Source organism: Achromobacter animicus (genome assembly GCF_040775605.1).
In the GTDB taxonomy this organism is placed as follows: Bacteria; Pseudomonadota; Gammaproteobacteria; order Burkholderiales; family Burkholderiaceae_B; genus Achromobacter; species Achromobacter animicus.
Map to the genome: position 1 here is coordinate 5,324,352 of NZ_JAYGJK010000001.1, position 20,041 is coordinate 5,344,392.

A 20,041-nucleotide genomic window follows, 5' to 3' on the forward strand; every position below is an offset into this window, starting at 1 on the left:
AGCCGACATGACCAGTGCATTGGAAGGCGTGAAGGTCCTGGACCTGAGCCGGGTTTTTTCCGGGCCGTGGGCCGCGCAGATGCTGGCCGACTTCGGCGCCGAGGTCATCAAGGTGGAGCGCCCCGGCCGCGGCGACGACGTGCGGCACCAGGGCTATCCCATGCCGGACCGCGACGGCAAGCCCAGCCGGGAAACCTCGTCGTTCGTCGCGATGAACCGCGGCAAGAAATCCGTGACGCTCGATATCTCGCGGCCCGAAGGCCAGGCGCTGGTGCGCCAGCTTGCGCAGAAGGCCGACATCGTCATCGAGAACTTCAAGGCGGGCGACCTGAAGCGCTACGGACTGGACTACGCTTCGCTGTCGGCCCTGAACCCGCGGCTGGTGTATTGCTCCATCACCGGCTTCGGCCAGACCGGCCCCTACAGCCACCTGCCGGGCTACGATCCGATCTTCCAGTCCATGAGCGGGCTGATGAGCGTGACGGGTGTGCCGGACGGCGAGCCGGGCGCCGGGCCGGTCAAGGCGGGTTATTCCGTTTCCGACCTGACCGCGGGCTTCTATGCGGTGTCGGCCATTCTTGCCGCGCTGCGGCACCGCGACCAGATCTCCGGCGTAGGTCAGCACATCGACCTGGCGCTGCTGGACGCGCAGATCGCGGCCATCTCGCACATCGGCATGAACTATCTGGCCAGCGGTCAGCTGCCCGCCCGCATGGGCTCGGCCTCGCAGATCACCGCGCCGTTCCGTGCCTTCGAATGCCGGGACGGACATCTGATGGTCGCCGTGGGCAACGACTCGCAATTCCGCAGCTTCTGCCAGGTCATCGGTTTGCCCGCGCTCGCCGACGACCCACGCTTTGACACGAATCCCAAGCGCGCGGCGGCGCAGGCCGATCTGTCGCGGCTGATCGAGCCCGCGATGCGGGCGCGAACCGTCGCGGACTGGAACCAGGCCCTGGCGGCCGCCAACGTCCCCTGCGGCCCGATCTACACGATGGATCAGGTGTTCGAGGACCCGCAGGTGCGCCATCGGCAGGTGCTGGGCAGCGTGGACCATCCCGCGCTGGGCAGCATGCCGATCGTCCGCAACCCGATTCACTTTTCCGCCACGCCGATCGCCGCCGGTCTGCCCCCGCCCATGCTGGGCGAGCACACGGCCGACATCCTGCGCGCCGAACTTGGCCTGTCCGCCGAAGCGATCAAGCGCCTGCATGCCGAGGGCATCGTATGAGCGCCGCCGACCACGAACTGATCGAGGAAATCCGCGACAGCGCGCGCGACTTCCTGCAACGCCGCGACCAGCGGCAGCGCAAGCGCCGCACCCCGGGCGGCGAGCGCGCGTACTGGCAGGAGATTGCCGCCGTCGGCTGGCTGGGCATGAGCGTGCCCGAAGCGCTGGGCGGTTTGGGTCTGGGCTGGCACGCGATGGCCGCCGTGCTGGAAGAAGCGGGCCGCGCCCAGTTGCCCGAACCGCTTGTCGGGGCGGGTGTGCTGAGCACGGCGCTGCTGGCGCGCATCAATCCGGCGGGCGATGGCACCGTCCGAGACGCGTTGCTGCAAGCCTTGTGCGCCGGTGAAAAACGGGTTGGCCTCGCCTGGCAGGAAACCGAAGGACAGCTCGAAGCCGGCGAATCCGCCGGGGCGTTTGGCGTCACGGTCACCGCGCGCGAAGGCGCCTATGTGCTGAACGGCGAAAAGCGCCACGTCGTCCCCGGCGCGGACGTGGACGGCTGGCTCGTCACGGCCGATGGCGAAACGGGGTCTGCGCTGTTCTATCTGCCGGCCGGCACGCCCGGCGTCACGGTGCAGACGCACGAACGCGCGGACGGCTCGCCGGCCTGCCATTTGACGATCGAGTCCGCGGTGGTTGGCGGCGAAGCGTTGCTGGCGCGCGAGGGCGTGCTGGACGCCGTTGACGAGGCGCTGGACTACGGCCGCCTGATGCAGTCCGCGGAACTGGTGGGCGTCGCGCGGCAGGTGCTGGCCGATTCGGTCGCCTACTTGAATACGCGCAAGCAGTTCGGCCAGACGCTCTCGTCATTCCAGGCGCTGCAGCACCGACTGGTCGACGCGACCCTGCAGGTCGAGCTGGCGTCCAACAGTCTGCTGGACGCACTGAACACCATTGCCGCGGCGCCGGACGACGCCAAGGCCCGCAAGGCGGCGGCCAGCCGGGTCAAGGCCCGTGCAGCGCGCGCCGGCATCGATGCGGCGCGGCTGGCCATTCAGCTGCACGGCGCCATCGGCTACACCGACGAATGCGACGTCAGCCTGTACTTCCGCAGCGCCCTGCACCTGGCCGCCTGGCTGGGCAACGCCACGGCGCATCGTCAGCGTTATGGCGTGCTGGCAGCCGACCCGGCGCCGGAGGCGGACGATACGGCAGAGGACGCACCGGAGGGCTCAACGCCAGGCCTGGACGCCATGGAGTTCCCGCGCGAGGCAGACTGGAACGCCATGCCGGAAACGGCGTTCCGCAAGCTGCTGCGCCGCTTCTTCCGCGCGCATTACCCAGATCACCTGCGGCACGTGCCGTGGCGGCTGCATTGGGATGAGATCAAGGCGTGGTACTTCACCTTGTCGCGCCAGGGCTGGATCGCACCGTCGTGGCCGCGCGAGCATGGCGGCATGGCGCTGTCTCCCGCCCGGCAGATCGCGTTCATCGAAGAAGCCGAACGCTACGGCGTGGCGCGCGCGCCGGACCAGGGCCTGGTCATGCTGGGTCCCATCCTCATCCGCCACGGCACGGACGCGCAGCGCGCGCGGTTTCTGCCGGGCATCCTGTCCGGCGAGGCGGTGTGGGCGCAGGGCTACTCGGAACCCGACGCGGGATCGGATCTGGCCTCGCTGCGCTGCGAGGCGGTGATCGACGGCGACGAACTGGTCGTCACCGGCCAGAAGACCTGGTCCACGCTGGCGCAGGACGCGACGCACATGTTCATGCTGGTGCGCACCGACAAGACCGTCAAGAAGCAGGCAGGCATCAGTTTCCTGCTGGTCGATCTGAGCAGTCCGGGCGTCAGCCGCCGGCCGATCCGCACGCTGTCGGGTCACGAGGAGTTCTGCGAGGTCTTCTTCGACCAGGTCCGCGTGCCGCGCGGCAACGTGGTCGGCGAACTCAACGCGGGCTGGGGAATCGCCAAGGCCTTGCTCGGCTTCGAGCGTCTGTTCAGCGGCAGCCCCAAGCACGCAAGCCACGCCCTGCAACAGATCTTCAGTCTGGCGCGCCAGCGCGGCCTGCTGGCCGATCCGGCGTTCGCCGACCGGCTGGCCGAGTTGCGGCTGGACAGCGCCGACCTGACCGCGATGTACCGCGTGTTTGCGGACATGGCCAAAGCCGGACTTCCGCTGCCGCCGGAACTGTCGCTCCTGAAGATCTGGGCCACCGAAACCCACGAGCGGCTGGGCGCCCTGCTGATCCAGATCGCCGAAGAATATGGCGGCGCGGCAATGCGCCTGAGCTATGGCGGCAGCGGCGCGCAGGCGCTGGCGCCCTATACCAACGCCCTGGCGGCCACCATCTTCAGCGGCACCAACGAGATCCAGCGCAACATCTACGCCAAGCAGGTCCTGGGCCTGCAAGGCGCCTGACAACGACAACGCGCCGGCCCGAGCCGGCGCATCCGGAGAGAGACACATGAAGAAAGCAACCGCACTGACGGTGGCGGCAATGATCCTGGGCGGCGTCGCCGCCGCGCCCGCCGCGCTCGCAGCCCAGCCCTGGCCAAGCCAGCCGATCCGGCTGATCGTGCCCTACCCGCCCGGCGGCTCGGTGGACAACCTGGCGCGCCTGCTTGCGCCGTCTCTGGGCGAGCGCCTCGGGCAAACCATCGTCATCGAGAACAAGGCCGGCGCCAGCGGCACCATCGGTGTCGACGCCACCGTGCGCGCCACGCCCGACGGCAATACCTTCGGCTTCGGCGTGCCGGGCGCGATCACCGGTTTGCCTCACGTCATGAAGGTGCCGTACGACGTGTCCAAAATCCAATACGTGTCGCTGGTCGCGCGCATTCCGCAGGTCATCATGGTCAATCCGTCGTTGCCGGACACCACCCTGGCCGCTTTTGTCGACAGCGCCAAGAAGCAGCCCGGCAAATACAACTACGGCTCGGCCGGCAACGTGACGACGCCGCACCTGGGCGGCGAACTGCTCAAGCAGCAGACCGCCATCGACATCATGCATGTGCCCTACAAGGGCGCCGCGCCCGCAGTCACCGCGCTGCTGTCCAACGAGGTGCAGATGTTCCCCGGCGACGCGTCCGCCGCGCTGGGCTTCATCAAGGCGGGCAAGCTGCGCGCGCTGGCCGTGGCCAGCCCGGAACGCTTCGAGGGCCTGCCCGACGTACCCACCACCAAGGAGGCCGGCTTTCCCGGCATCATCGTGGAATCCAACTACGGCGTCATCGCGCCCACCGGCACGCCCAAGGACATCGTCGACAAGATGTCCGACGCGATCGCAAAATCCCTGGCCGACCCGGTCCTGCGGCAGAAGATGATCGACCAGGGCGCCATCCCCGTCGCGACCACGCCCGACGCATACCGAACGCTGATGGAGACGGAATCGAAGAAGTGGGGCGAGGTCATCAAGCGCGGCAAGCTTGGCCTGCAATAACGCCATGCCCGTGCGCTTTTGCCGTACGCTTATGCCGATTCCCACGACTGCCGACCTGCGCCATCGACCATGCCATCAGCAAAAGCCACGGGCCTGAGCCTGGACCTGACCGCCGACCTTCATAAATGGCGGGCCTTCCTGGCCATCGCGGAACTGGGCAGCATCACGCGCGCGGCGCTGTACCTGGACCAGGACCAGTCGGTGCTGAGCCGCCGCATCAATGCGCTCGAGCGCGAGTGCAATGCGCGGCTCTTCAACCGCACCGGGCGCGGCGTGAACCTGTCCGAAGTGGGCGAGCGCCTGTTCCCGCTGGTGCAGACGCTGCTGGGCGACGCCGAACGCCTGGAAATGGAACTGAACGGCGAGGCGCGCGAGCCTGCCGGCGAGGTCACGCTGGGACTGTTGCCTTCAACCGCGCACCCGCTCATCCGCAGGCTGTTTTCCCGGCTGCGCGAGCAATTCCCGAAGGTGCATCTCAAGATCCTGGAAGGCTCCAGCGGCCAGATCGAGGAATGGCTGACCGACAGCCGCGTGGACATCGCCATTCTTTATCGCTACGGCGACAAATGCCCGCCCGGCGAACAGGCGCTGGCCTCCGTGGACTCGTACCTGGTCGGCGCCGCGGGCGACGCGCGCACACAGGCGGGCGAGATCACCTTCGACAAGCTCGATGGCCTGCCCTTCATCCTGCCGGGCGCGCCCAACGGCTTGCGCAACGCGCTGGACGGTCTGGCGCGGGCGCGCAAGATCGCCATCTCTCCGCTGATCGAGGCCGACTCCCTGCCGTTGATGAAGTCCATCGTCGAACACGAAAAGATGTACACCGTGCTGCCGCTGCACGCGGTATGGCAGGAGGTGCAGGAAGGCCGCCTCAGCATTGCCGCGCTGCGCGATCCGACGATGAGCCGCATCGTCTCCATGGCGTTCTCGCGCTCGAAGGGGCCGGGCCGCACGGTCATGGAGGTGGCCTCCCAGATCCAAACGCTGGTGCGCGAGATCGGCGGCGAAGGCGTCTGGCACGCCAGCCCGTAAACCCGGACCGGCGTGCCGGCGCTTACCTGAATCCGTACAGGCGCGCGGGGTTATCCACCCACACCTTCCTGCGCAACGCGTCGTTGCCCAGCCAATCGTGCGCCAGATCCACCAGCGCATCGGCTGACGGCGCCGCCGCGCCCATGCGCACAAAAGGCCAATCCGACCCCCACAGCACCTGGTCCGGATTGGCGCGGGTGAAGGCGTCGTGGATGCCGCGCGCGTTTTCGTAGTCAGGCGCGGCGCCCACCCGGCATACGGTCAGCTTCATCCAGATCCGTCCATCGGCCAGCAGGCCGTGCAGCATCTGGAACACCGGGTCCTCGGCGCCGCGCGCGGGCACGAGGCTGCCCAGGTGGTCGATGACCAGCGGCAGATCCAGCTTGGCCAGTGCAGGCAGATGGCGCAGGTAGGTATCGCACGGCGCCCAAAGCTGCGCATGCAGGCCGAACCGCTTCATGCGCGGCGCAAGCGCCGCCACCTGATCGAATCCCACGCTGCCGGCAAACAGGTTGCCCGCCGGATCGCGCGCCTCGACAAAGCGCAGGCCGCGCACGCCGCCGTCGTAAAGGGCCTGCAATTGCGCATCGGTGGCCGTGGGATCCGCCACGGCAATTCCGCGCAGGCGCTCTCCGCCCTGCGCCACGGCGGCCAGCAACGCGTCCGGATTCGTCCCGTAGGGCGCCGGTTGCACCAGCACGCCCCGCGCGGCGCCCAGCGTGTCCAGCATGCGCAGATAGCGTTCGGCCGGCGCGTCCGGCGCGGCGTAGGACGACGGATGCTGCAAGGGAAAGCGTTCGTAGGGCCCGAAGACGTGGCAATGCGTATCGCACGCCCCCGCCGGCAGCGTATGGCGGGGTGTCACGGGCATGCGCGGCGTCTCCACGCTGTCCGGCACGTAGGCGCGCGCCTGCGCGCCGGGGTTGGGATTGCCGGCGGCGCTCATGATGCGCTCCCGGCCAGCGGCGCCAGGCGGCTGAGCGCCGGCGCGCCATCCTGCGCCGGCGTATCGAGCGGCGGCGGCGCGTCGTCGGGCATCGGGATCTCGTGCGCGTTCAGCGTCATGGACACCATCGTGTAGTAGCCGATCACAGCGGTCAGTTCCACCACGCCAACGGCGGCCCAGCGTTCCACAGCCTGCGCATACAGCTTCGGATCAACCTGTCCCGTTTCCTGGATCTGGCGGGCGAATTCGTAGACGATCTCGTCGTCTCGGTTATCGAACACGGGCGTCGCGCGGGCCTGGATGGCATCCAGAACGGCATCCGCAATGCCGGCGGCGCGAGCCGCCTGCGCATGGATGTGCCATTCGATCTGGCTGTTCCAGCGGCGCGCCGTCACCACGATGGCAAGCTCGCTGACACGCGCGGGCAGGCTGGTGCCAAAGCGCAGCAGCGCGCCCAGCGCCTGCCAGCGTTCGGCAAGCTCAGGGCTGTGCAGCGCGGCGCGCAAGGGGCCGACAAGTCGGCCACGCGGACCGGAGACGATCTTCTCGTACACGCGCTTCTGGTCGTCGGTCATGCTGTCGGGCGTAGGCAGCGGGATACGGCTCATCATCGTCCTCTCTCTAGGGGGTTTCGTCGGGCTGCGTGCGCATCACGGACGGCCGCGCGGCAAATCGCGCATGCCAGGCCGCCAACGCCGGATGATCGTCGCGCCAGGCGATGTCCGGGAAACGATAGTCCATGTAGGACAGCGCGCAACCGATGGCGATCAGGCCCAGGTCGAAGCGGCTGGCCTGCAACGCCGGCGCTTCCGCTTCCAGCGCGGCCAGCACGGCTTTGGTCTTCAGCGCGAAGGCATCCAGCCAGGCGGGCGTCTGGCGCTCGGCGGGCTTGTTGCGTTCCTGGCGGAACAGCAGCAGCGCGTCCAGGAAACCGTCTCCCAGGGCCTGGCGGCGTTCGGCGGTCAGGCGAGCCTGAGCATCGTCCGGCAACAGGCCGCAGCCCGTCAGCGTGTCCAGGTAGGCGCAGATGACGCGCGAGTCGTACAACGCCGTGCCGTCTTCCAGCACCAGCGTCGGCAGCTTGATGAGCGGGTTGTCCGGCACCAGATCCAGGTTGGGCTTGTCCATCGCGACCGGCGTGCGCACCAGCGCCACGCGGTCCTCGATGCCGGCCTCGTGAATGACGATCATCACCTTGCGCACGAAGGGCGATCGTGGCGACCAATGCAGTTTCATCGACAGGCTCCAAAAGGGTTCAAGGTCTGCGGGGCATTCAATGCCCCTGCGCGGGCCGCACGGCGGGATCGTTGGCCGCGTCGGGCGTGCGCATCTGAAAAAGATCGCTGGTATGCGCGTACCAGCCCGCGCCGTGCATGCTGCCCAGCAGGCGCAGCGCGGGCGTGTCCACATAGAACTTGCCGGCATCGAGCAAGGCGTCATCCCGCAGGTACAGCGCCACCACCCGCGCCAGCACGATCACGCGCTGCGGCGCCGCGTCCAGCACCTGCCAGACCTCGCATTCCAGCGCGGCCGGACTCTGCGCGATGCGCGGCGGCGCCACGATCAGGGACGGTTCGGTCGCCAGCCCGGCGCGCGCCAGTTCGTCAATGCCGGCGTCGTAGTCCAGGCTGGTGTGATTCATCTGTTCGGCCAGCTCCGCGGACACCAGGTTGATCACGAACTGCCGCGTCTGCAGGATGTTGCGCGAGGTGTCCTTCAATTGCCCGCCGCGCGGTCCGATGCCCAGCGCGACGATGGGCGGGTCGCTGCTGACCACGTTGAAGAACGAGAACGGCGCGGCATTGCGCACGCCCGCTTCCGACTGGCTGACCACCCACGCGATGGGCCGGGGGACGACCACGCTGGAGAGCAGCTTGAAGGCGTCGGCCGAGGCCAGCTTGCTGAAGTCGAAGTTCATGGTGCGGGCGCCTTTCGCGGCGCAGGAAAGTGGGGGGTCATTTGGCCAGCAGCCCCAGTGTGCCCAGCAGCCGGTGCATGTCGGCGCGGTCCTTCCGGACGTAGGCGCCGGCATCTTGGGGAGACAGCGCCATCAACTCTATCGCCTGGTCCTGCATGATGCGGCGGTAGTCGGGATCGTCGTTCACGCTTCGGACGGTGTCGCTCAGCTTCTGCACGATGTCCGGCGGCGTGCCGGCAGGCGCGGCCAGGCTGTACCAGGTGGCGGCCTGCGCCCCTTTCACGCCGGCCTCGTCCAGCGTGGGCACGTCGGGCAACAGCGGCGAGCGCTTGTCGGCCGCATACGCCAACGGCACCAGCCGGCCCTGGCGGATGAACGGCAGGCTGGCGGACAGGTTCAACATGGCCAGGTCGATCTGCCCGCCCACCGCGTCGTTGATCGCAGGCGACGCGCCGGCATAGGGAATGTGATTGAGCTGCACGTGCGCGGCCTGCTGGAACAGTTCCGCGCCCAGGTGCGTGGCCCCTCCGACGCCCGCCGACCCGTAGCTGAGCTTGCCGGGTTCCGCCTTGGCGCGGGCGATCAGGTCAGGCACCGTCCTGATGCCGCGCGACGGGTTGACGACCAGCATGATGGGCTGCACCGCCACCACCGAGCAGAACTCGAAGCCCTGGATGCCGTCGTATATCGTCTTCTGCATCAGCGGCGTCACGACGTGACCGGCCGACGTGCCGAGCAGCAGCGTGTAGCCGTCCGGCTTGGCGCGCGCCACGAAGCCCGTTCCGATGGATGCGCCGCCGCCCGGCTTGTTCTCGACCACGACCGGCTGGCCCAGGCGCTTTTCCAGCGCGCGCGCCAGGCTGCGCGCCACCACGTCGGCCGGACCGCCGGCGGCGTACGGATTGATCAACGTGATGGGATGGTCTGGGTACGCGGCGGCGGCCGGGGCGGACGCGAAGGACAGTGCGGCAGCCGCCGCCAGCAAAGCTCGGATCATCGAAGGCATGGTCGTTCCGTTGGTTGGAGATGCGATGGCCAGGCGGGCCGGCGCTCAGTCCGCGCGCGCGCCGGACGCGTCGATGATGCGCGCCCACTTCTGCGTGTCGGCGCGGATGCGTTCGGAGAATTCCTCGGGGGTGCTGTACGTGGTCTGAATGCCGTAGCCCGCCATGCGCTCGACCATCTGCGGCGCCGTCATCACGGTTTTGATGTCCGCGTTGAGCCGATCGATGATGGCGCGCGGCGTGCCCGCGGGCGCCAGCACGCCTGACCACAGGCTGACTTCGTAGTCCTCGAAACCCGGCGTCTCCGAGATCGACGGCACGTCGGGCAACGCCGCCAGGCGCTTGCGGCTCGTCACGCCCAAGGCCTTGACCTTGCCGTCCTTGACCTGCTCCACGAAATTGGACGAGGTGTCGATCATCATCGAGATGCGGCCGGCCATGAAGTCGTTGATCGCGCCGGACGTGCCCTTGTACGGAATGTGGCGGATGTCCACGCCTGCGGTGGACTTGAACATCTCGCCGGCCAGATGGCTGGTCGTGCCGTTGCCCGAAGAACTGAAGGTCAGCTCGCCGGGCTGGCGGCGGGCAAGCTCGGCAAGCTCCGTCACGGAGTTCACCTTCAGCGCCGGGTTCACCACCAGCAGGTTGGCGGTCAGGTTGGTCAGCGAGACCGGCGCAAAGCTCTTTTGCGGGTCATAGCGCAGCTTGGCGTACAGCGACGGATTGATCGTCAGCACGCCCATCGTCGAATACAGCAGGGTGTAGCCGTCCGGCGCGGCGGTCGCCACCGCCTCGGCCCCGATCGAGCCCCCCGCCCCGCCCCGGTTTTCCACCACCACGGACTGGCCCAGCTTCTCGCCCAGCCCTTGCGCCAGCGCCCGAGCCATCAGGTCGGTGGCCCCGCCGGCCGGAAAGGGAACGACCAGCCGCAGGGGCCGGTCGGGATAGGAACCCGCGGCCCCAGCCGCGGAAAACAGACCCGCGCCGAGCAAAAGCCCGGCCGCGGTCAGCGCGCTAACGATCTTCATGCTGTCTCCAAACTTCGTTCTTGTGTTTGCAGCATGGTAGGCGCGGGGCGGGGTCGGGGCTATGCGCGGGATCGCATATCTGGTTTGCGCGGGGTTTGGAGGGGGGGGATTGGCCCGGGTTTCTTCCGGGCCTTGGTCCGGGCTCAGCCGGGTTGGGCCAGCAGCCGCTGGATCTCCGCCTCGGTCTCCTTGTACCGGCCTTCGCCGAAGTGGCTATAGACCACCTTGCCCTGCTTGTCGATCAGGTACGCCGCGGGCCAATACTGGTTGCGGTAGGCCGTCCAGGTGGCGTAGCGGTTGTCCTGCGCGACCGGATACGTGATGCCGAAGCGTTGCAGCGCCTTTTCCACATTCGGGGTCGACCGTTCAAACGGAAACTCCGGCGTGTGCACACCCACGACGACCAGGCCCTGATCCTTGTACTTCTGATACCAGCTCGTGACGTAGGGCAGCGTGCGGATGCAGTTGATGCAGGTGTAGGTCCAGAAATCCACCAGCACGACCTTGCCGCGCAGCGATTCCATCGTCAGCGGCTCGCTGTTGAGCCATTTTTCGATGCCGGTGAATTCCGGGGCCGGGAGTGCGGCGGCCGGGGCGGCCTGCGCGGCGCCCTGCATCAGGCAGGCGCCGATCAGCGCGCCCAGGGCAATCTTCTTGAACGTGGCAAACATGGTTATCTCCTTGAGGGTCAGGCGAAGAGGTTGGTGATCCAGGCATAGGCCAGGACGTCGTACTGGAAGTAAATGGCGATGGCGGTCAGGACGAGCAGCACCCCAAAGCCCTGCTGCAAGCGCTGCGTGTAGCGCGACAGGCCGCGCACCCGGGTGGCGATGGCCTGCCCGCCGTAGGCGATCACCAGCATCGGGACGCCGGCGCCGATGGCGAACACCAGCAGCAGCGTGCTGGACTGCACGAGGTCCTGCGCCTTGGCCGCCAGCACCAGGATCGAGGCCAGCACCGGCCCCGCGCACGGCGTCCACACGGCGCCCAGCGACAGACCCAGCACAAAGCCGCCCGCATTGCCGCTGCCCGTGCCGCCCGCCGACGCCAGGCGCTGCAACGGGCCGCCGACGCGGGCGATCAGCCGGTCGTAAGGGTCGGGCCAGATCCGCACCAGGCCAAACAGCGCCAGCAGAACGATCGAGGTCGAGCGCACGGCTTCATGCACGTGTTCATTCAGATTGGAAATGAGACTGAGGGCAATGCCCAGGCCGGCGAACGCCAGCACGAAGCCGGACACGACAAACAAGGGGCGCAGGCGGCCGGACCGTTCCAGCGAGGTGCCCAGCAGCACGGGCAACAGGGGCAGCACGCAGGGAGACGCAATGGTCAGCATGCCGGCAAGCAACGCGATGGGGGTGTTGATGAGGTCCATGGGGGTCGTCCTTTGGAAAGTGACCCCATTGCACCCGTGGCACGTATCCGGCATGTGCCGGATCGGCGGATTTTTTCAAGCGCGTGTATCCGCCGCCAGGGCGTATACAGTACGACACACTCCGCGGGCGCCCCGGCGCTATAAACCGATCACACCCCGCAACGGAGTCCCTCATGAAACGCTTTCTTGCCGTCCTGCTGCTGCTCTTTGGCGGCTTCACCGCCGAGGCCGCCAAGCCCTTCCAATGCCAGCTCATCTCCAACACCCGCCCGCGCCGCGATCCCCTGCCCCCGGGCGAGCGCTAGGCCTATAGAATTCCGGAACCCCGCCGGCGCGCCGGGCGCGCCATCACCCACCAGGAAGGCACCCGCAGATGGACCACATAGACCACGTCATGATCGTGGACGACGATCGCGAGATCCGCGAACTGGCCGGCGGCTTTCTGCGCAAGAACGGCCTGACCGTCACGCTGGCCGCCGACGGACGGCAGATGCGGCAACTGCTTGAGAACCTGACGGTCGATCTGATCGTGCTGGACATCATGATGCCCGGCGACGATGGCCTGGTGCTGTGCCGCGAACTGCGCAGCGGCAAGCACCGCCGCATCCCGATCCTGATGCTGACGGCGCGCAGCGACGACATGGACCGCGTACTGGGCCTGGAGATGGGCGCGGACGATTACCTGGTCAAGCCGTTCGTGGCGCGCGAGCTGCTGGCGCGCATCAAGGCCATCCTGCGCCGCACGCGCATGCTGCCGCCCAACTTTCAGGTGACCGAGCCGGGCCGCGAGATCAGCTTTGGAAACTGGCGGCTGGACACCACGGCGCGGCACCTGCTGGACGCCGAAGGCACCATCGTGGCGCTCAGCGGCGCGGAGTACCGGCTGCTGCGCGTCTTTCTGGACCATCCGCAGCGCGTGCTGAACCGCGACCAGCTGCTGAACCTGACGCAGGGTCGCGACGCCGACTTCTTCGGTCGTTCGATCGACCTCCTGGTCAGCCGCCTGCGCCAGCGCCTGCGCGAAGATGCGCGCGAACCCCTGTACATCAAGACCGTGCGCAGCGAAGGCTACGTGTTTTCCGCGGCGGTGGAAGTCTCGGAAGGCGAACCGTGAGTGCCGCCGCGCCGCGCCGCCACGCCTGGCCCCGCACGCTGGTCGCGCGGCTGTTCCTGATCTTCGTGGCGGGGCTGATCCTGGCGTACGGCCTGTCGTTCGCCTCGCTGTTCTACGAACGCTACAGCGCCACCCGCAACATGATGCTGGGCGACCTGGAACGCGACGTCGCCATCGCCATGGACATCCTGGACCGCCTGCCCGCCGCCGAGCGCGCCGCCTGGCTGCCGCGCCTGTCCAGCAACAACCGCCAGTATCTGCTGGGCGACGGCAAGGCCGATCAGCCGCTGTCTCTGGACGCCGCGCGCACCGCCGCGCAGTCGATCGAGGCCGCGCTGGGGCCGGAGCGTCCCGTCACGGTCCGAGCCATGGCCGACGATCCGCGCCACATCCAGGCGCGTGTCGTGCTGTCCGATGGCCAGCCCGCGATTCTGGACATCGAACTGCTGCGGATGCGGCCGGCGCCGTGGCTGTTTGGCGTGCTGGGCGTGCAGTTGCTGCTGCTGGCCGGCTGTGCCTGGCTGGCCGTGCGACTGGCCGTGCGTCCGCTGACCCGCCTGGCCCGCGCCGCCGAGGAACTGGACCCCGACCACAAAAGCCCGCTGCTCGACGAGGCGGGCCCGGCCGAAGTCGCGCACGCCGCCGTCGCCTTCAATGCCATGCAGGACCGCATCGCCGCGCATCTGGCCGAGCGCATGCAGATGCTGGGCGCCATCTCGCACGACCTGCAGACGCCCATCACCCGCATGAAACTGCGCACGGAGTTCATGGATGCGTCCGCTGACCGGGACAAGCTGGCGCAGGATCTGAACGAAGTCGAGCGGCTGGTGCGCGAAGGCATCGACTATGCGCGCAGCGCGCACGGCAAGACCGAGCAGCCTGCGCGGATCGACCTGAATGCCTTTCTGGACAGTCTGGTTTGCGACTATCAGGACACGGGCAAGGACGTGTCCCTGTCGGGCGACGCCGTCCCGCCGCTGTTGACGCGCCCCCATGCCTTGCGGCGCATCCTGGGCAATCTCATCGACAACGCGCTGAAGTTTGCGGGCGCCGCCGAAGTGCGTGTGGCGGCACGGGACGACGCGACGCTATCCATCCATGTGCTGGATCGCGGCCCGGGCATCCCGGCAGACGAACTGGACGCGGTGCTGCAACCGTTTTACCGGCTGGAAAGCTCTCGTAATCGGGACACGGGCGGGACGGGCCTTGGACTGGCCATTGCGCATCAGCTTGCACAGGCGCTGGGCGGCAGGCTGATCCTTTCCAACCGCGAAGGCGGCGGCCTGTCGGCGGAAGTCAGGATCGCGCCGCTGGCTGCGTAGTGTTGATCGTCAGGCGTCGCGCAGCGCGCCCGACTGCAGCAGCGGCTTCAGGATGCCGGCGGTGTACAGCCGTGCCAGGTTCACCAGGAAGTCCGTGAAGTCCGTCTTGGCCGCGTGATCGGCGCTGTCGGAGATCACGCGCATCACGGCAAACGGCACGCCGAACTCGTGACACACCTGCGCCATCGCTGCACCTTCCATTTCCAGGCAAAGCGCGTCGGGCAGGCGCTGGCGCAGCTCGTGCGCCAGATCGTTGTCGTTGACGAAAATGTCGCCGGTCGCGATCAGGCCGTGGTGAACGCGCGGCTGGGCGGCCACGCCCGGTAAACCGCCCTTGGCCGCGAAGTCATGTGCGCTATCCAGCAGCAACGCACTCAGCGCGGCATCGGCATCGAAGCGCTCGCGCCCCAGCAGCGGGATTTCATGGCGGCCGAACAAGGGCCGCGCGTCCATGTCGTGCTGCATCAAGGCATCCGCCACGACGATGTCGCCGACGCGCACCTGCGGATGCAGCCCGCCCGCCAGGCCCGTGAACAGCACGCGCGACACGCCGAACTCCTGGATGACGATGGACGCCGTCGCCGCCGCGGCCACCTTGCCGATACGGCTGAGCGCGATCACGCAGGGCGTGCCCCACAGCGTGCCCACCTGAAAATCGCGCATGGCGATGCGGCGCGTTTCGGCGCCGGGATCCATGGCCGCCAGCAGGTCGGCGATTTCTTCGTGCAGCGCGCCCAGGATGGCGAGACGTCCCATGATGTGTGCTTTTTCCGTGATCGTTGCTTGATCGTTGCGTAATGCGGCCCGTGCCGCCAGCGCGCAACATACTCCAATGCCGCCGCGCCCGCCAATGACGGCGGTTTGTATCGCAGCGTATCCGGACCGGTTCTGGATACGCGGTGATGCCATCCCGCCCCGGCGCCGACACATGACCGATACAGCCGCTTGATGCAATGCAGGCTCTCAACCACCGGCACGGCCCCGCCGCGCCGACCATCCTGGAGTCATCATGGCCAAGCAACTCGAGCAGGTTCTCTACACCGCCCACACCCACACCACCGCCGGCCGCGAAGGCGCGGGACGCAGCAGCGACGGCGCGCTGGACGTCACGCTGAGCACGCCCGGATCCGGCAAGCCCGGCACCAATCCCGAACAGCTTTTTGGCGTGGGCTACTCGGCCTGCTTCATGGGCGCGATCAAGCGCGCCGGCGCCACTCACAACATCACCGTGCCGCGCGAGATCGCCATCGACGCCAGCGTGTCGCTGGGCAAGGTCGATAACGGCGCCAACTTCGCGCTCGGCGTCACGCTGGCCGTTTCGCTGCCGGGATTGACCGGCGAGCAGAAGCAGTTGCTGGTCGAATCGGCGCACCAGTTGTGCCCTTATTCGCGCGCGATTCGCGACAACATCGATGTGCAATTCCAGATCGTCTGAAGCGGGGATTGTCCCTGTTTGCTACGGCGGCCTCCGGGCCGCTTTTTTTCTTGTCCTGGATACCATCCGCAACCGCTTCGGATGGCTCCTGATGCCGTAGTAAAGGCGTACTCTTGAAAACGGTACGCCGCGCAGAATGCCGCCAGCACGCAATGTCGCGCCCGCGGGGCTAGGCAGAAAGGTGGTGTACGAACATGCAGCAGGGAAACCCCGCGCCCTGCCTTCGACACGCCGCGTGCTAGCTTGCCTCACGCAGGCGTTGTCCCAGCCGGCAGCATAGGTATCGCAAGCCTTTATCTGTGTGTGGGGAGACGATCATGGTGAAGAACCTCGCCGTATTCTTCGACGGTACGTGGAACGAACCCAACGACCGCACCAACGTCTACGAGCTCTACAAAGCCGCGCCCGAGACCAGCACGCAGGAAACGCTCTACATCGAGGGCGTGGGGACACAAGGCCAGGGCCTGTGGTCCGCCATCGACAAATTCATGGGCGGCGCGTTCGGCGCAGGCCTGTCGGCCAACATCCGCGAAGGCTACCGCTGGCTCTGCCAGCGCCACGAGCCCGGCGACCGCATCTTCCTCTTCGGCTTCAGCCGCGGCGCCTACTCCGCCCGCAGCCTGGCGGGCATGGTGCGTAAGTGCGGCTTGCTCAACGAACCCACCGAAAACAATGTCTCGGAAGCCTACGCGCTGTACCGCGACGACTGCACCCCATCGTCCCTGGAAGCCGCCGCCTTCCGCGACCGCTTCTCCCGCGACACCGACCTGCACTTTGTCGGCGTCTGGGACACCGTCGGCAGCCTTGGCATCCCGGTTGGCGGCGTGTCGTTTCCCGGCTTCTCCAGCTTCTACAACTTCCACGACACGGAACTGAGCAACCACGTCCTGAACGCCTACCACGCCATCGCCACCAACGAATACCGCGAGCCGTACTTTCCCACGCTATGGACTCGTCGCGCGGGTTCACCGCCACGGCCGGCGCACCTGCCCGTCGAACAGCGCTGGTTCATCGGCGCGCATTCCGATGTGGGCGGCGGATATCAGGATGGGAGCTTGCAGACGCTGCCGGCGGCATGGCTGCAGGAAAAGGCGCGGCAGGCGGGGCTAGAGACGGGGACGGTGCAGCGGATCTCGACCGACTATGAACAGTGCGAACCGCATGATTCGTACAAGGAGTTCACGGAGAAGGTGCCGATTCCGGTGAAGCGGCGGCCGAGGGTGTGGGATCGGGAGACGGTGTTGAACCTGACGATCGATGATCGGTTGCTCGGGAGGTTCGAGCGGAATCAGGCGTTTTTGAAGGAGTATCCGGATTTCAGGGATGCGTTGGGGAAGTTGGAGGTGGGGCGGTAACGCTTCCGCCGCGACATCCGAGGGGTGATTAGGCTGCCTCGTGCAGGCGCATTTCCACACGCAGCCCGGCGGCCGCCGCCATGTTGACCAAAGCATCCAGCCCGAACAGATTGATCTTGCCGCGCATCAGGTCCGACACGCGGGGCTGCGTTACCCCAAATAGGCGGGCAGCCTGAGCCTGACTCATCCCCGACTGCGCAAGGTGACTCGTCAAAGCCATCATGAGGACGGAACGCAACTTCATGTTTTCCGCTTCCGACGGCGTGCTCTCGATTGCGTCCCACACGCTTTCGTATCGTTGCTTGCTCACGGTTTCAGCTCCTTCAACAAGTGCCGGTAACGCTTTGCGGCCAGATCCAGGTCAACCTTGCTGGTTTTTTCCGATTTTTTCTGGAAGCAATGGAGCACATAGACCACCTCGGCAAATTTCGCGATGTAGAGAACGCGAAATGCGCCCGTCACGTCACGAATCCGTATCTCCCTGACTCCGGGTCCGACCGTACTCATCGGCTTCCAATCGTCAGGCTCCAACCCGCGCTGCACGCGATCGATTTGGTAACCGGCCTCACGCCGAGCCGAGAGCGGCAACGCGCGTAGATCGTCCAGCGCGCCGCCAACGAATTCAACCTCACGCGGCGCGTTCAAAGCGCAATTATACAAATTTTTGTATCAGGCGCGACCCTAGCGAATGGTTCGCCCTGCCCATCCAACTGGCGCCTCGCACCAACAACACTTGATTCGTCGAACATGTGTTCACCCATCCGCTAACCAGCGAACAATGTCGCAAGGAGCGACTTGGGTGTCGATGAGGATTGGTCTGAATCTGCAGGGCTTCTGCGCAGAATCACCCCGCTACATACCCCAACGCCACACTGGCCGCCAGCGCCTCGCGCTTAACCGCGGCCACCACCGCCCCGCCCTCGGACACGTCGAACCCGCCCGTCGCGCCCAGCGCGGTCAATACCGCGCAGACCCGGCCGGTATGGTCATACAGCGGCGCCGACACGGCGCTGATGCCGCGCAGATTGGTGTCTTTCACGGTGGCGCATCCCGCCGCCCGAACATCGCGGCGCAAGACGCCGATGGGATCGTCGCGATCCAGCAGCGCGCGCTGCTCGGCCGGTGCGCCGGCCAGTTCGGCTTCCGCCAGCGCCCGCACCGGCGCCTCGTCCAGCAATCCCAGAAAAGCCCGCCCCGTCGCCGACCACAGCATCGACAGCACCGACCCCACGCGCACGTTCACGGTGACCGGCAGGCCGGGCTCCTCGAATCGCACGATGGTCGGACCCTTGTTGCCCATGACGGCGATAAAGCACGTGACGGCCAGGCTTTCGCGCAGGCGCACGAGCGCGGGTTCGCCGATGCGTAGGGGGTCGGCCTGGCGCATGGCGGCTACCCCGACATAAAGCGCTTCCAGGCCCAGGTGATATTGCTGCGTCGCCACTTCCTGGTCGACCAGGCCTTCGGCGATGAGGCTCATCAGGTAGCGGTGGACCTTGGCGGGGCTTTCGCCGACGTGGGCCGCCAAGGCCGTGAGGCTGGCGCGGCCACCCAGGCGAGCGAGCCCTTTCAGCACAGACATGCCGGTCTCGGCGGCCTGGACCCGCTGACGTCGCTCGCGCGGCCGGGCGGCCGGATCCTGGGCGGAGTCGAGGTCGGATTCAGGCGGCAAGGCGGCTTTGCTCATAGGGAAATCCAGCTCCGGGGCAGACGCTCGCCGGCAAACGAGGGACCGAAAGCCTGGAGCGGCACTAAGGTTAACCCTTCTTCAAAAATTACGCATTGCGTATATGCTTTACGCAAATAAGGAATGCACTTTTGACATTCCACAACGAGGAGACTTGTCCATGCGCAGTGTTAAACACCACATCCTGGCCGGCCTGATGGCCCTGCCCCTGCTGGCTTGTGCCAGCGCGTCCGCGCAGCAGGCGGCGGCCGATTACCCGTCCAAGCCGGTGCGCTGGATCGTGCCGTACGCCGCGGGCGGCGGGTCGGATTTCCTGGCGCGCAGCATCGGGCAGGGATTGACGGGACGCCTGCACCAGCCGGTGGTGATCGAGAACAAGCCGGGCGGCAACACGGCGATTGCGGCGTCGGAAACGGCGCGCGCCCCGGCCGACGGCTACACGATGCTGTCCGCCGACAACGGCACGCTGGTGTTCAACCCGGCCCTCTACAAGAAGCTGTCGTACGACCCGGCGAAGGATCTGGCGCCCGTCACGCTGATGGGACGGTTTCCGATGATCCTGGTGGTGGGTCCGGCCATGAAGGTCAACTCGGCCAAGGAATTCCTGGCGGAAGCCAAGGCGCGCAAGGAAGGCCTGGATTACGCGTCGGCCGGCGCGGGCAGCCCGCACCACCTGGCGATGGAATTGCTGAAGGTTGAAGCGGGTCTGACCCTGACGCACGTGCCCTACCGCGGCGCGTCACCCGCCCTGGCGGACGTGGCCGGCGGGCAGGTGCCCGCGATGATGGTGGATCTGGCCGCTGGCGCCGGCTTCATCAACGGCGGCAAGGTGAAGGCGCTGGCGGTCGCCAATCCGACCCGCCTGCCGCAACTGCCCGACGTGCCGACCTTTGCCGAAATCGGCCTGAAGAACGTGGAAGCCGCGGCGCAGGTTGGCGTGGTGGTGCCGGCCGCGACGCCCAAGCCCGTGATCGATGCGCTGAACAAGCAAGTGGTCGCGACCATCAATGACCCGGCCACGCGCCAGCGTCTGGTGGAGTTCGGCATCGAGCCGATCGGCAACACGCCTGCGCAGTACGCCGAGATGCTGACCGCCGAGCGCGCCCGCTGGCAGAAGCTGATCAAGGATCTGGGCATCACGCTGGACTGAGGATCACGCTCACGGCATCACGCTGAACCCGCATCACCGGCCCGCCGCACATCGTATGCCGCG

At 67.2% G+C, this 20,041-nt stretch carries 22 protein-coding genes; 10 read left to right on the top strand and 12 right to left on the bottom strand.

The window, feature by feature from the left end:
- Positions 1-7 precede the first annotated feature (7 nt).
- The 4 genes from AB3147_RS24355 to AB3147_RS24370 all read left to right on the top strand — a co-directional run bounded on the left by AB3147_RS24355 (position 8) and on the right by AB3147_RS24370 (position 5,644).
- Entirely contained in the window at positions 8-1,231 is a 1,224-nt protein-coding gene (locus AB3147_RS24355; protein ID WP_367353191.1) for a CaiB/BaiF CoA transferase family protein, read from the top strand.
- Positions 1,228-3,591 carry an acyl-CoA dehydrogenase gene (locus tag AB3147_RS24360; RefSeq protein ID WP_367353192.1) on the top strand — a complete coding sequence of 788 codons (2,364 nt, stop codon included), beginning with the start codon at positions 1,228-1,230 and terminating at the stop codon, positions 3,589-3,591. Before AB3147_RS24355 ends, AB3147_RS24360 begins: the two co-directional genes overlap by 4 nt.
- 46 nt (positions 3,592-3,637) lie before the next feature.
- The gene (locus tag AB3147_RS24365) at positions 3,638-4,612 is read left to right on the top strand and encodes a Bug family tripartite tricarboxylate transporter substrate binding protein (RefSeq protein ID WP_367353193.1); all 975 of its coding nucleotides are present in this window, start codon (positions 3,638-3,640) and stop codon (positions 4,610-4,612) included.
- A gap of 69 nt (positions 4,613-4,681) precedes the next feature.
- On the top strand, positions 4,682-5,644 hold the full coding sequence (locus AB3147_RS24370) for a LysR family transcriptional regulator (RefSeq protein WP_175122457.1): 963 nt from the start codon (positions 4,682-4,684) through the stop codon (positions 5,642-5,644).
- Between the two features lie 22 nt (positions 5,645-5,666).
- Here AB3147_RS24370 and AB3147_RS24375 read toward each other — a convergent pair whose 3' ends face one another.
- From AB3147_RS24375 to AB3147_RS24410, 8 genes are all read right to left on the bottom strand, one after another.
- Complete coding sequence (locus tag AB3147_RS24375) at positions 5,667-6,590, bottom strand: amidohydrolase family protein (RefSeq protein WP_367353194.1); 924 nt, start codon at positions 6,588-6,590, stop codon at positions 5,667-5,669.
- Positions 6,587-7,198 (bottom strand): carboxymuconolactone decarboxylase family protein, encoded by a 612-nt coding sequence (locus AB3147_RS24380; RefSeq protein WP_367353583.1) that lies wholly within the window; start codon positions 7,196-7,198, stop codon positions 6,587-6,589. The genes AB3147_RS24375 and AB3147_RS24380 overlap by 4 nt, the downstream gene beginning before the upstream one ends.
- Positions 7,199-7,211: 13 nt before the next feature.
- Complete coding sequence (locus AB3147_RS24385) at positions 7,212-7,826, bottom strand: glutathione S-transferase family protein (protein WP_367353195.1); 615 nt, start codon at positions 7,824-7,826, stop codon at positions 7,212-7,214.
- Between the two features lie 37 nt (positions 7,827-7,863).
- The gene (locus AB3147_RS24390) at positions 7,864-8,508 is read right to left on the bottom strand and encodes a flavin reductase family protein (protein WP_367353196.1); all 645 of its coding nucleotides are present in this window, start codon (positions 8,506-8,508) and stop codon (positions 7,864-7,866) included.
- A gap of 37 nt (positions 8,509-8,545) precedes the next feature.
- Positions 8,546-9,505: a tripartite tricarboxylate transporter substrate binding protein gene (locus AB3147_RS24395; RefSeq protein ID WP_367353584.1), complete on the bottom strand. Its 960-nt coding sequence runs from the start codon at positions 9,503-9,505 to the stop codon at positions 8,546-8,548.
- 54 nt (positions 9,506-9,559) lie between these two features.
- A complete protein-coding gene (locus tag AB3147_RS24400) occupies positions 9,560-10,540 on the bottom strand; it encodes a Bug family tripartite tricarboxylate transporter substrate binding protein (RefSeq protein ID WP_175184697.1) in 981 nt (326 codons plus the stop codon).
- Positions 10,541-10,683: 143 nt separating this feature from the next.
- Positions 10,684-11,157, bottom strand: coding sequence for a thioredoxin family protein (locus AB3147_RS24405; RefSeq protein ID WP_376784627.1), 474 nt, complete (start codon positions 11,155-11,157; stop codon positions 10,684-10,686).
- A gap of 71 nt (positions 11,158-11,228) precedes the next feature.
- Positions 11,229-11,915 carry a cytochrome c biogenesis CcdA family protein gene (locus AB3147_RS24410; RefSeq protein ID WP_367353197.1) on the bottom strand — a complete coding sequence of 229 codons (687 nt, stop codon included), beginning with the start codon at positions 11,913-11,915 and terminating at the stop codon, positions 11,229-11,231.
- 173 nt (positions 11,916-12,088) lie between these two features.
- Between AB3147_RS24410 and AB3147_RS24415 the strand changes: the two genes are divergently transcribed.
- The 3 genes from AB3147_RS24415 to AB3147_RS24425 all read left to right on the top strand — a co-directional run bounded on the left by AB3147_RS24415 (position 12,089) and on the right by AB3147_RS24425 (position 14,351).
- Positions 12,089-12,220: a hypothetical protein gene (locus AB3147_RS24415; RefSeq protein ID WP_255595163.1), complete on the top strand. Its 132-nt coding sequence runs from the start codon at positions 12,089-12,091 to the stop codon at positions 12,218-12,220.
- A gap of 68 nt (positions 12,221-12,288) precedes the next feature.
- On the top strand, positions 12,289-13,029 hold the full coding sequence (locus tag AB3147_RS24420; protein ID WP_175122450.1) for a response regulator: 741 nt from the start codon (positions 12,289-12,291) through the stop codon (positions 13,027-13,029).
- Entirely contained in the window at positions 13,026-14,351 is a 1,326-nt protein-coding gene (locus tag AB3147_RS24425; protein WP_239211357.1) for a sensor histidine kinase, read from the top strand. The genes AB3147_RS24420 and AB3147_RS24425 overlap by 4 nt, the downstream gene beginning before the upstream one ends.
- A gap of 9 nt (positions 14,352-14,360) precedes the next feature.
- Here the strand turns inward: AB3147_RS24425 and AB3147_RS24430 are convergent, their stop codons facing one another.
- On the bottom strand, positions 14,361-15,107 hold the full coding sequence (locus AB3147_RS24430; RefSeq protein ID WP_367353198.1) for a 5'-methylthioadenosine/adenosylhomocysteine nucleosidase: 747 nt from the start codon (positions 15,105-15,107) through the stop codon (positions 14,361-14,363).
- 253 nt (positions 15,108-15,360) lie between these two features.
- Between AB3147_RS24430 and AB3147_RS24435 the strand changes: the two genes are divergently transcribed.
- Both AB3147_RS24435 and AB3147_RS24440 read left to right on the top strand, forming a co-directional pair.
- Positions 15,361-15,786: an organic hydroperoxide resistance protein gene (locus AB3147_RS24435; RefSeq protein ID WP_191579115.1), complete on the top strand. Its 426-nt coding sequence runs from the start codon at positions 15,361-15,363 to the stop codon at positions 15,784-15,786.
- Positions 15,787-16,103: 317 nt separating this feature from the next.
- A complete protein-coding gene (locus AB3147_RS24440; protein ID WP_175137842.1) occupies positions 16,104-17,141 on the top strand; it encodes a DUF2235 domain-containing protein in 1,038 nt (345 codons plus the stop codon).
- A 28-nt stretch (positions 17,142-17,169) separates the two neighbouring features.
- On the opposite strand, the gene AB3147_RS24445 is transcribed toward AB3147_RS24440, so the two are convergent.
- The 3 genes from AB3147_RS24445 to AB3147_RS24455 all read right to left on the bottom strand — a co-directional run bounded on the left by AB3147_RS24445 (position 17,170) and on the right by AB3147_RS24455 (position 18,828).
- Entirely contained in the window at positions 17,170-17,451 is a 282-nt protein-coding gene (locus AB3147_RS24445; RefSeq protein ID WP_175137843.1) for a helix-turn-helix domain-containing protein, read from the bottom strand.
- Positions 17,448-17,786, bottom strand: coding sequence for a type II toxin-antitoxin system RelE/ParE family toxin (locus AB3147_RS24450; RefSeq protein WP_279974484.1), 339 nt, complete (start codon positions 17,784-17,786; stop codon positions 17,448-17,450). Before AB3147_RS24450 ends, AB3147_RS24445 begins: the two co-directional genes overlap by 4 nt.
- Before the next feature lie 199 nt (positions 17,787-17,985).
- Positions 17,986-18,828 (bottom strand): IclR family transcriptional regulator, encoded by an 843-nt coding sequence (locus AB3147_RS24455; RefSeq protein WP_224776971.1) that lies wholly within the window; start codon positions 18,826-18,828, stop codon positions 17,986-17,988.
- A 160-nt stretch (positions 18,829-18,988) separates the two neighbouring features.
- Between AB3147_RS24455 and AB3147_RS24460 the strand changes: the two genes are divergently transcribed.
- Entirely contained in the window at positions 18,989-19,978 is a 990-nt protein-coding gene (locus AB3147_RS24460; protein ID WP_105240652.1) for a Bug family tripartite tricarboxylate transporter substrate binding protein, read from the top strand.
- Positions 19,979-20,041 lie beyond the last annotated feature (63 nt).

Bases quoted from the DNA above. Each gene is read 5' to 3' on its own strand.
- AB3147_RS24455 (WP_224776971.1), bottom strand. From the start codon at position 18,828: ATGAGCAAAGCCGCCTTGCCGCCTGAATCCGACCTCGACTCCGCCCAG.
- AB3147_RS24355 (WP_367353191.1), top strand. From the start codon at position 8: ATGACCAGTGCATTGGAAGGCGTGAAGGTCCTGGACCTGAGCCGGGTT.
- AB3147_RS24430 (WP_367353198.1), bottom strand. From the start codon at position 15,107: ATGGGACGTCTCGCCATCCTGGGCGCGCTGCACGAAGAAATCGCCGAC.
- AB3147_RS24360 (WP_367353192.1), top strand. From the start codon at position 1,228: ATGAGCGCCGCCGACCACGAACTGATCGAGGAAATCCGCGACAGCGCG.
- AB3147_RS24370 (WP_175122457.1), top strand. From the start codon at position 4,682: ATGCCATCAGCAAAAGCCACGGGCCTGAGCCTGGACCTGACCGCCGAC.
- AB3147_RS24405 (WP_376784627.1), bottom strand. From the start codon at position 11,157: ATGCAGGGCGCCGCGCAGGCCGCCCCGGCCGCCGCACTCCCGGCCCCG.
- AB3147_RS24380 (WP_367353583.1), bottom strand. From the start codon at position 7,198: ATGAGCCGTATCCCGCTGCCTACGCCCGACAGCATGACCGACGACCAG.
- AB3147_RS24420 (WP_175122450.1), top strand. From the start codon at position 12,289: ATGGACCACATAGACCACGTCATGATCGTGGACGACGATCGCGAGATC.
- AB3147_RS24365 (WP_367353193.1), top strand. From the start codon at position 3,638: ATGAAGAAAGCAACCGCACTGACGGTGGCGGCAATGATCCTGGGCGGC.
- AB3147_RS24460 (WP_105240652.1), top strand. From the start codon at position 18,989: ATGCGCAGTGTTAAACACCACATCCTGGCCGGCCTGATGGCCCTGCCC.
- AB3147_RS24435 (WP_191579115.1), top strand. From the start codon at position 15,361: ATGGCCAAGCAACTCGAGCAGGTTCTCTACACCGCCCACACCCACACC.
- AB3147_RS24385 (WP_367353195.1), bottom strand. From the start codon at position 7,826: ATGAAACTGCATTGGTCGCCACGATCGCCCTTCGTGCGCAAGGTGATG.
- AB3147_RS24410 (WP_367353197.1), bottom strand. From the start codon at position 11,915: ATGGACCTCATCAACACCCCCATCGCGTTGCTTGCCGGCATGCTGACC.
- AB3147_RS24395 (WP_367353584.1), bottom strand. From the start codon at position 9,505: ATGATCCGAGCTTTGCTGGCGGCGGCTGCCGCACTGTCCTTCGCGTCC.
- AB3147_RS24400 (WP_175184697.1), bottom strand. From the start codon at position 10,540: ATGAAGATCGTTAGCGCGCTGACCGCGGCCGGGCTTTTGCTCGGCGCG.
- AB3147_RS24440 (WP_175137842.1), top strand. From the start codon at position 16,104: ATGGTGAAGAACCTCGCCGTATTCTTCGACGGTACGTGGAACGAACCC.
- AB3147_RS24415 (WP_255595163.1), top strand. From the start codon at position 12,089: ATGAAACGCTTTCTTGCCGTCCTGCTGCTGCTCTTTGGCGGCTTCACC.
- AB3147_RS24390 (WP_367353196.1), bottom strand. From the start codon at position 8,508: ATGAACTTCGACTTCAGCAAGCTGGCCTCGGCCGACGCCTTCAAGCTG.
- AB3147_RS24375 (WP_367353194.1), bottom strand. From the start codon at position 6,590: ATGAGCGCCGCCGGCAATCCCAACCCCGGCGCGCAGGCGCGCGCCTAC.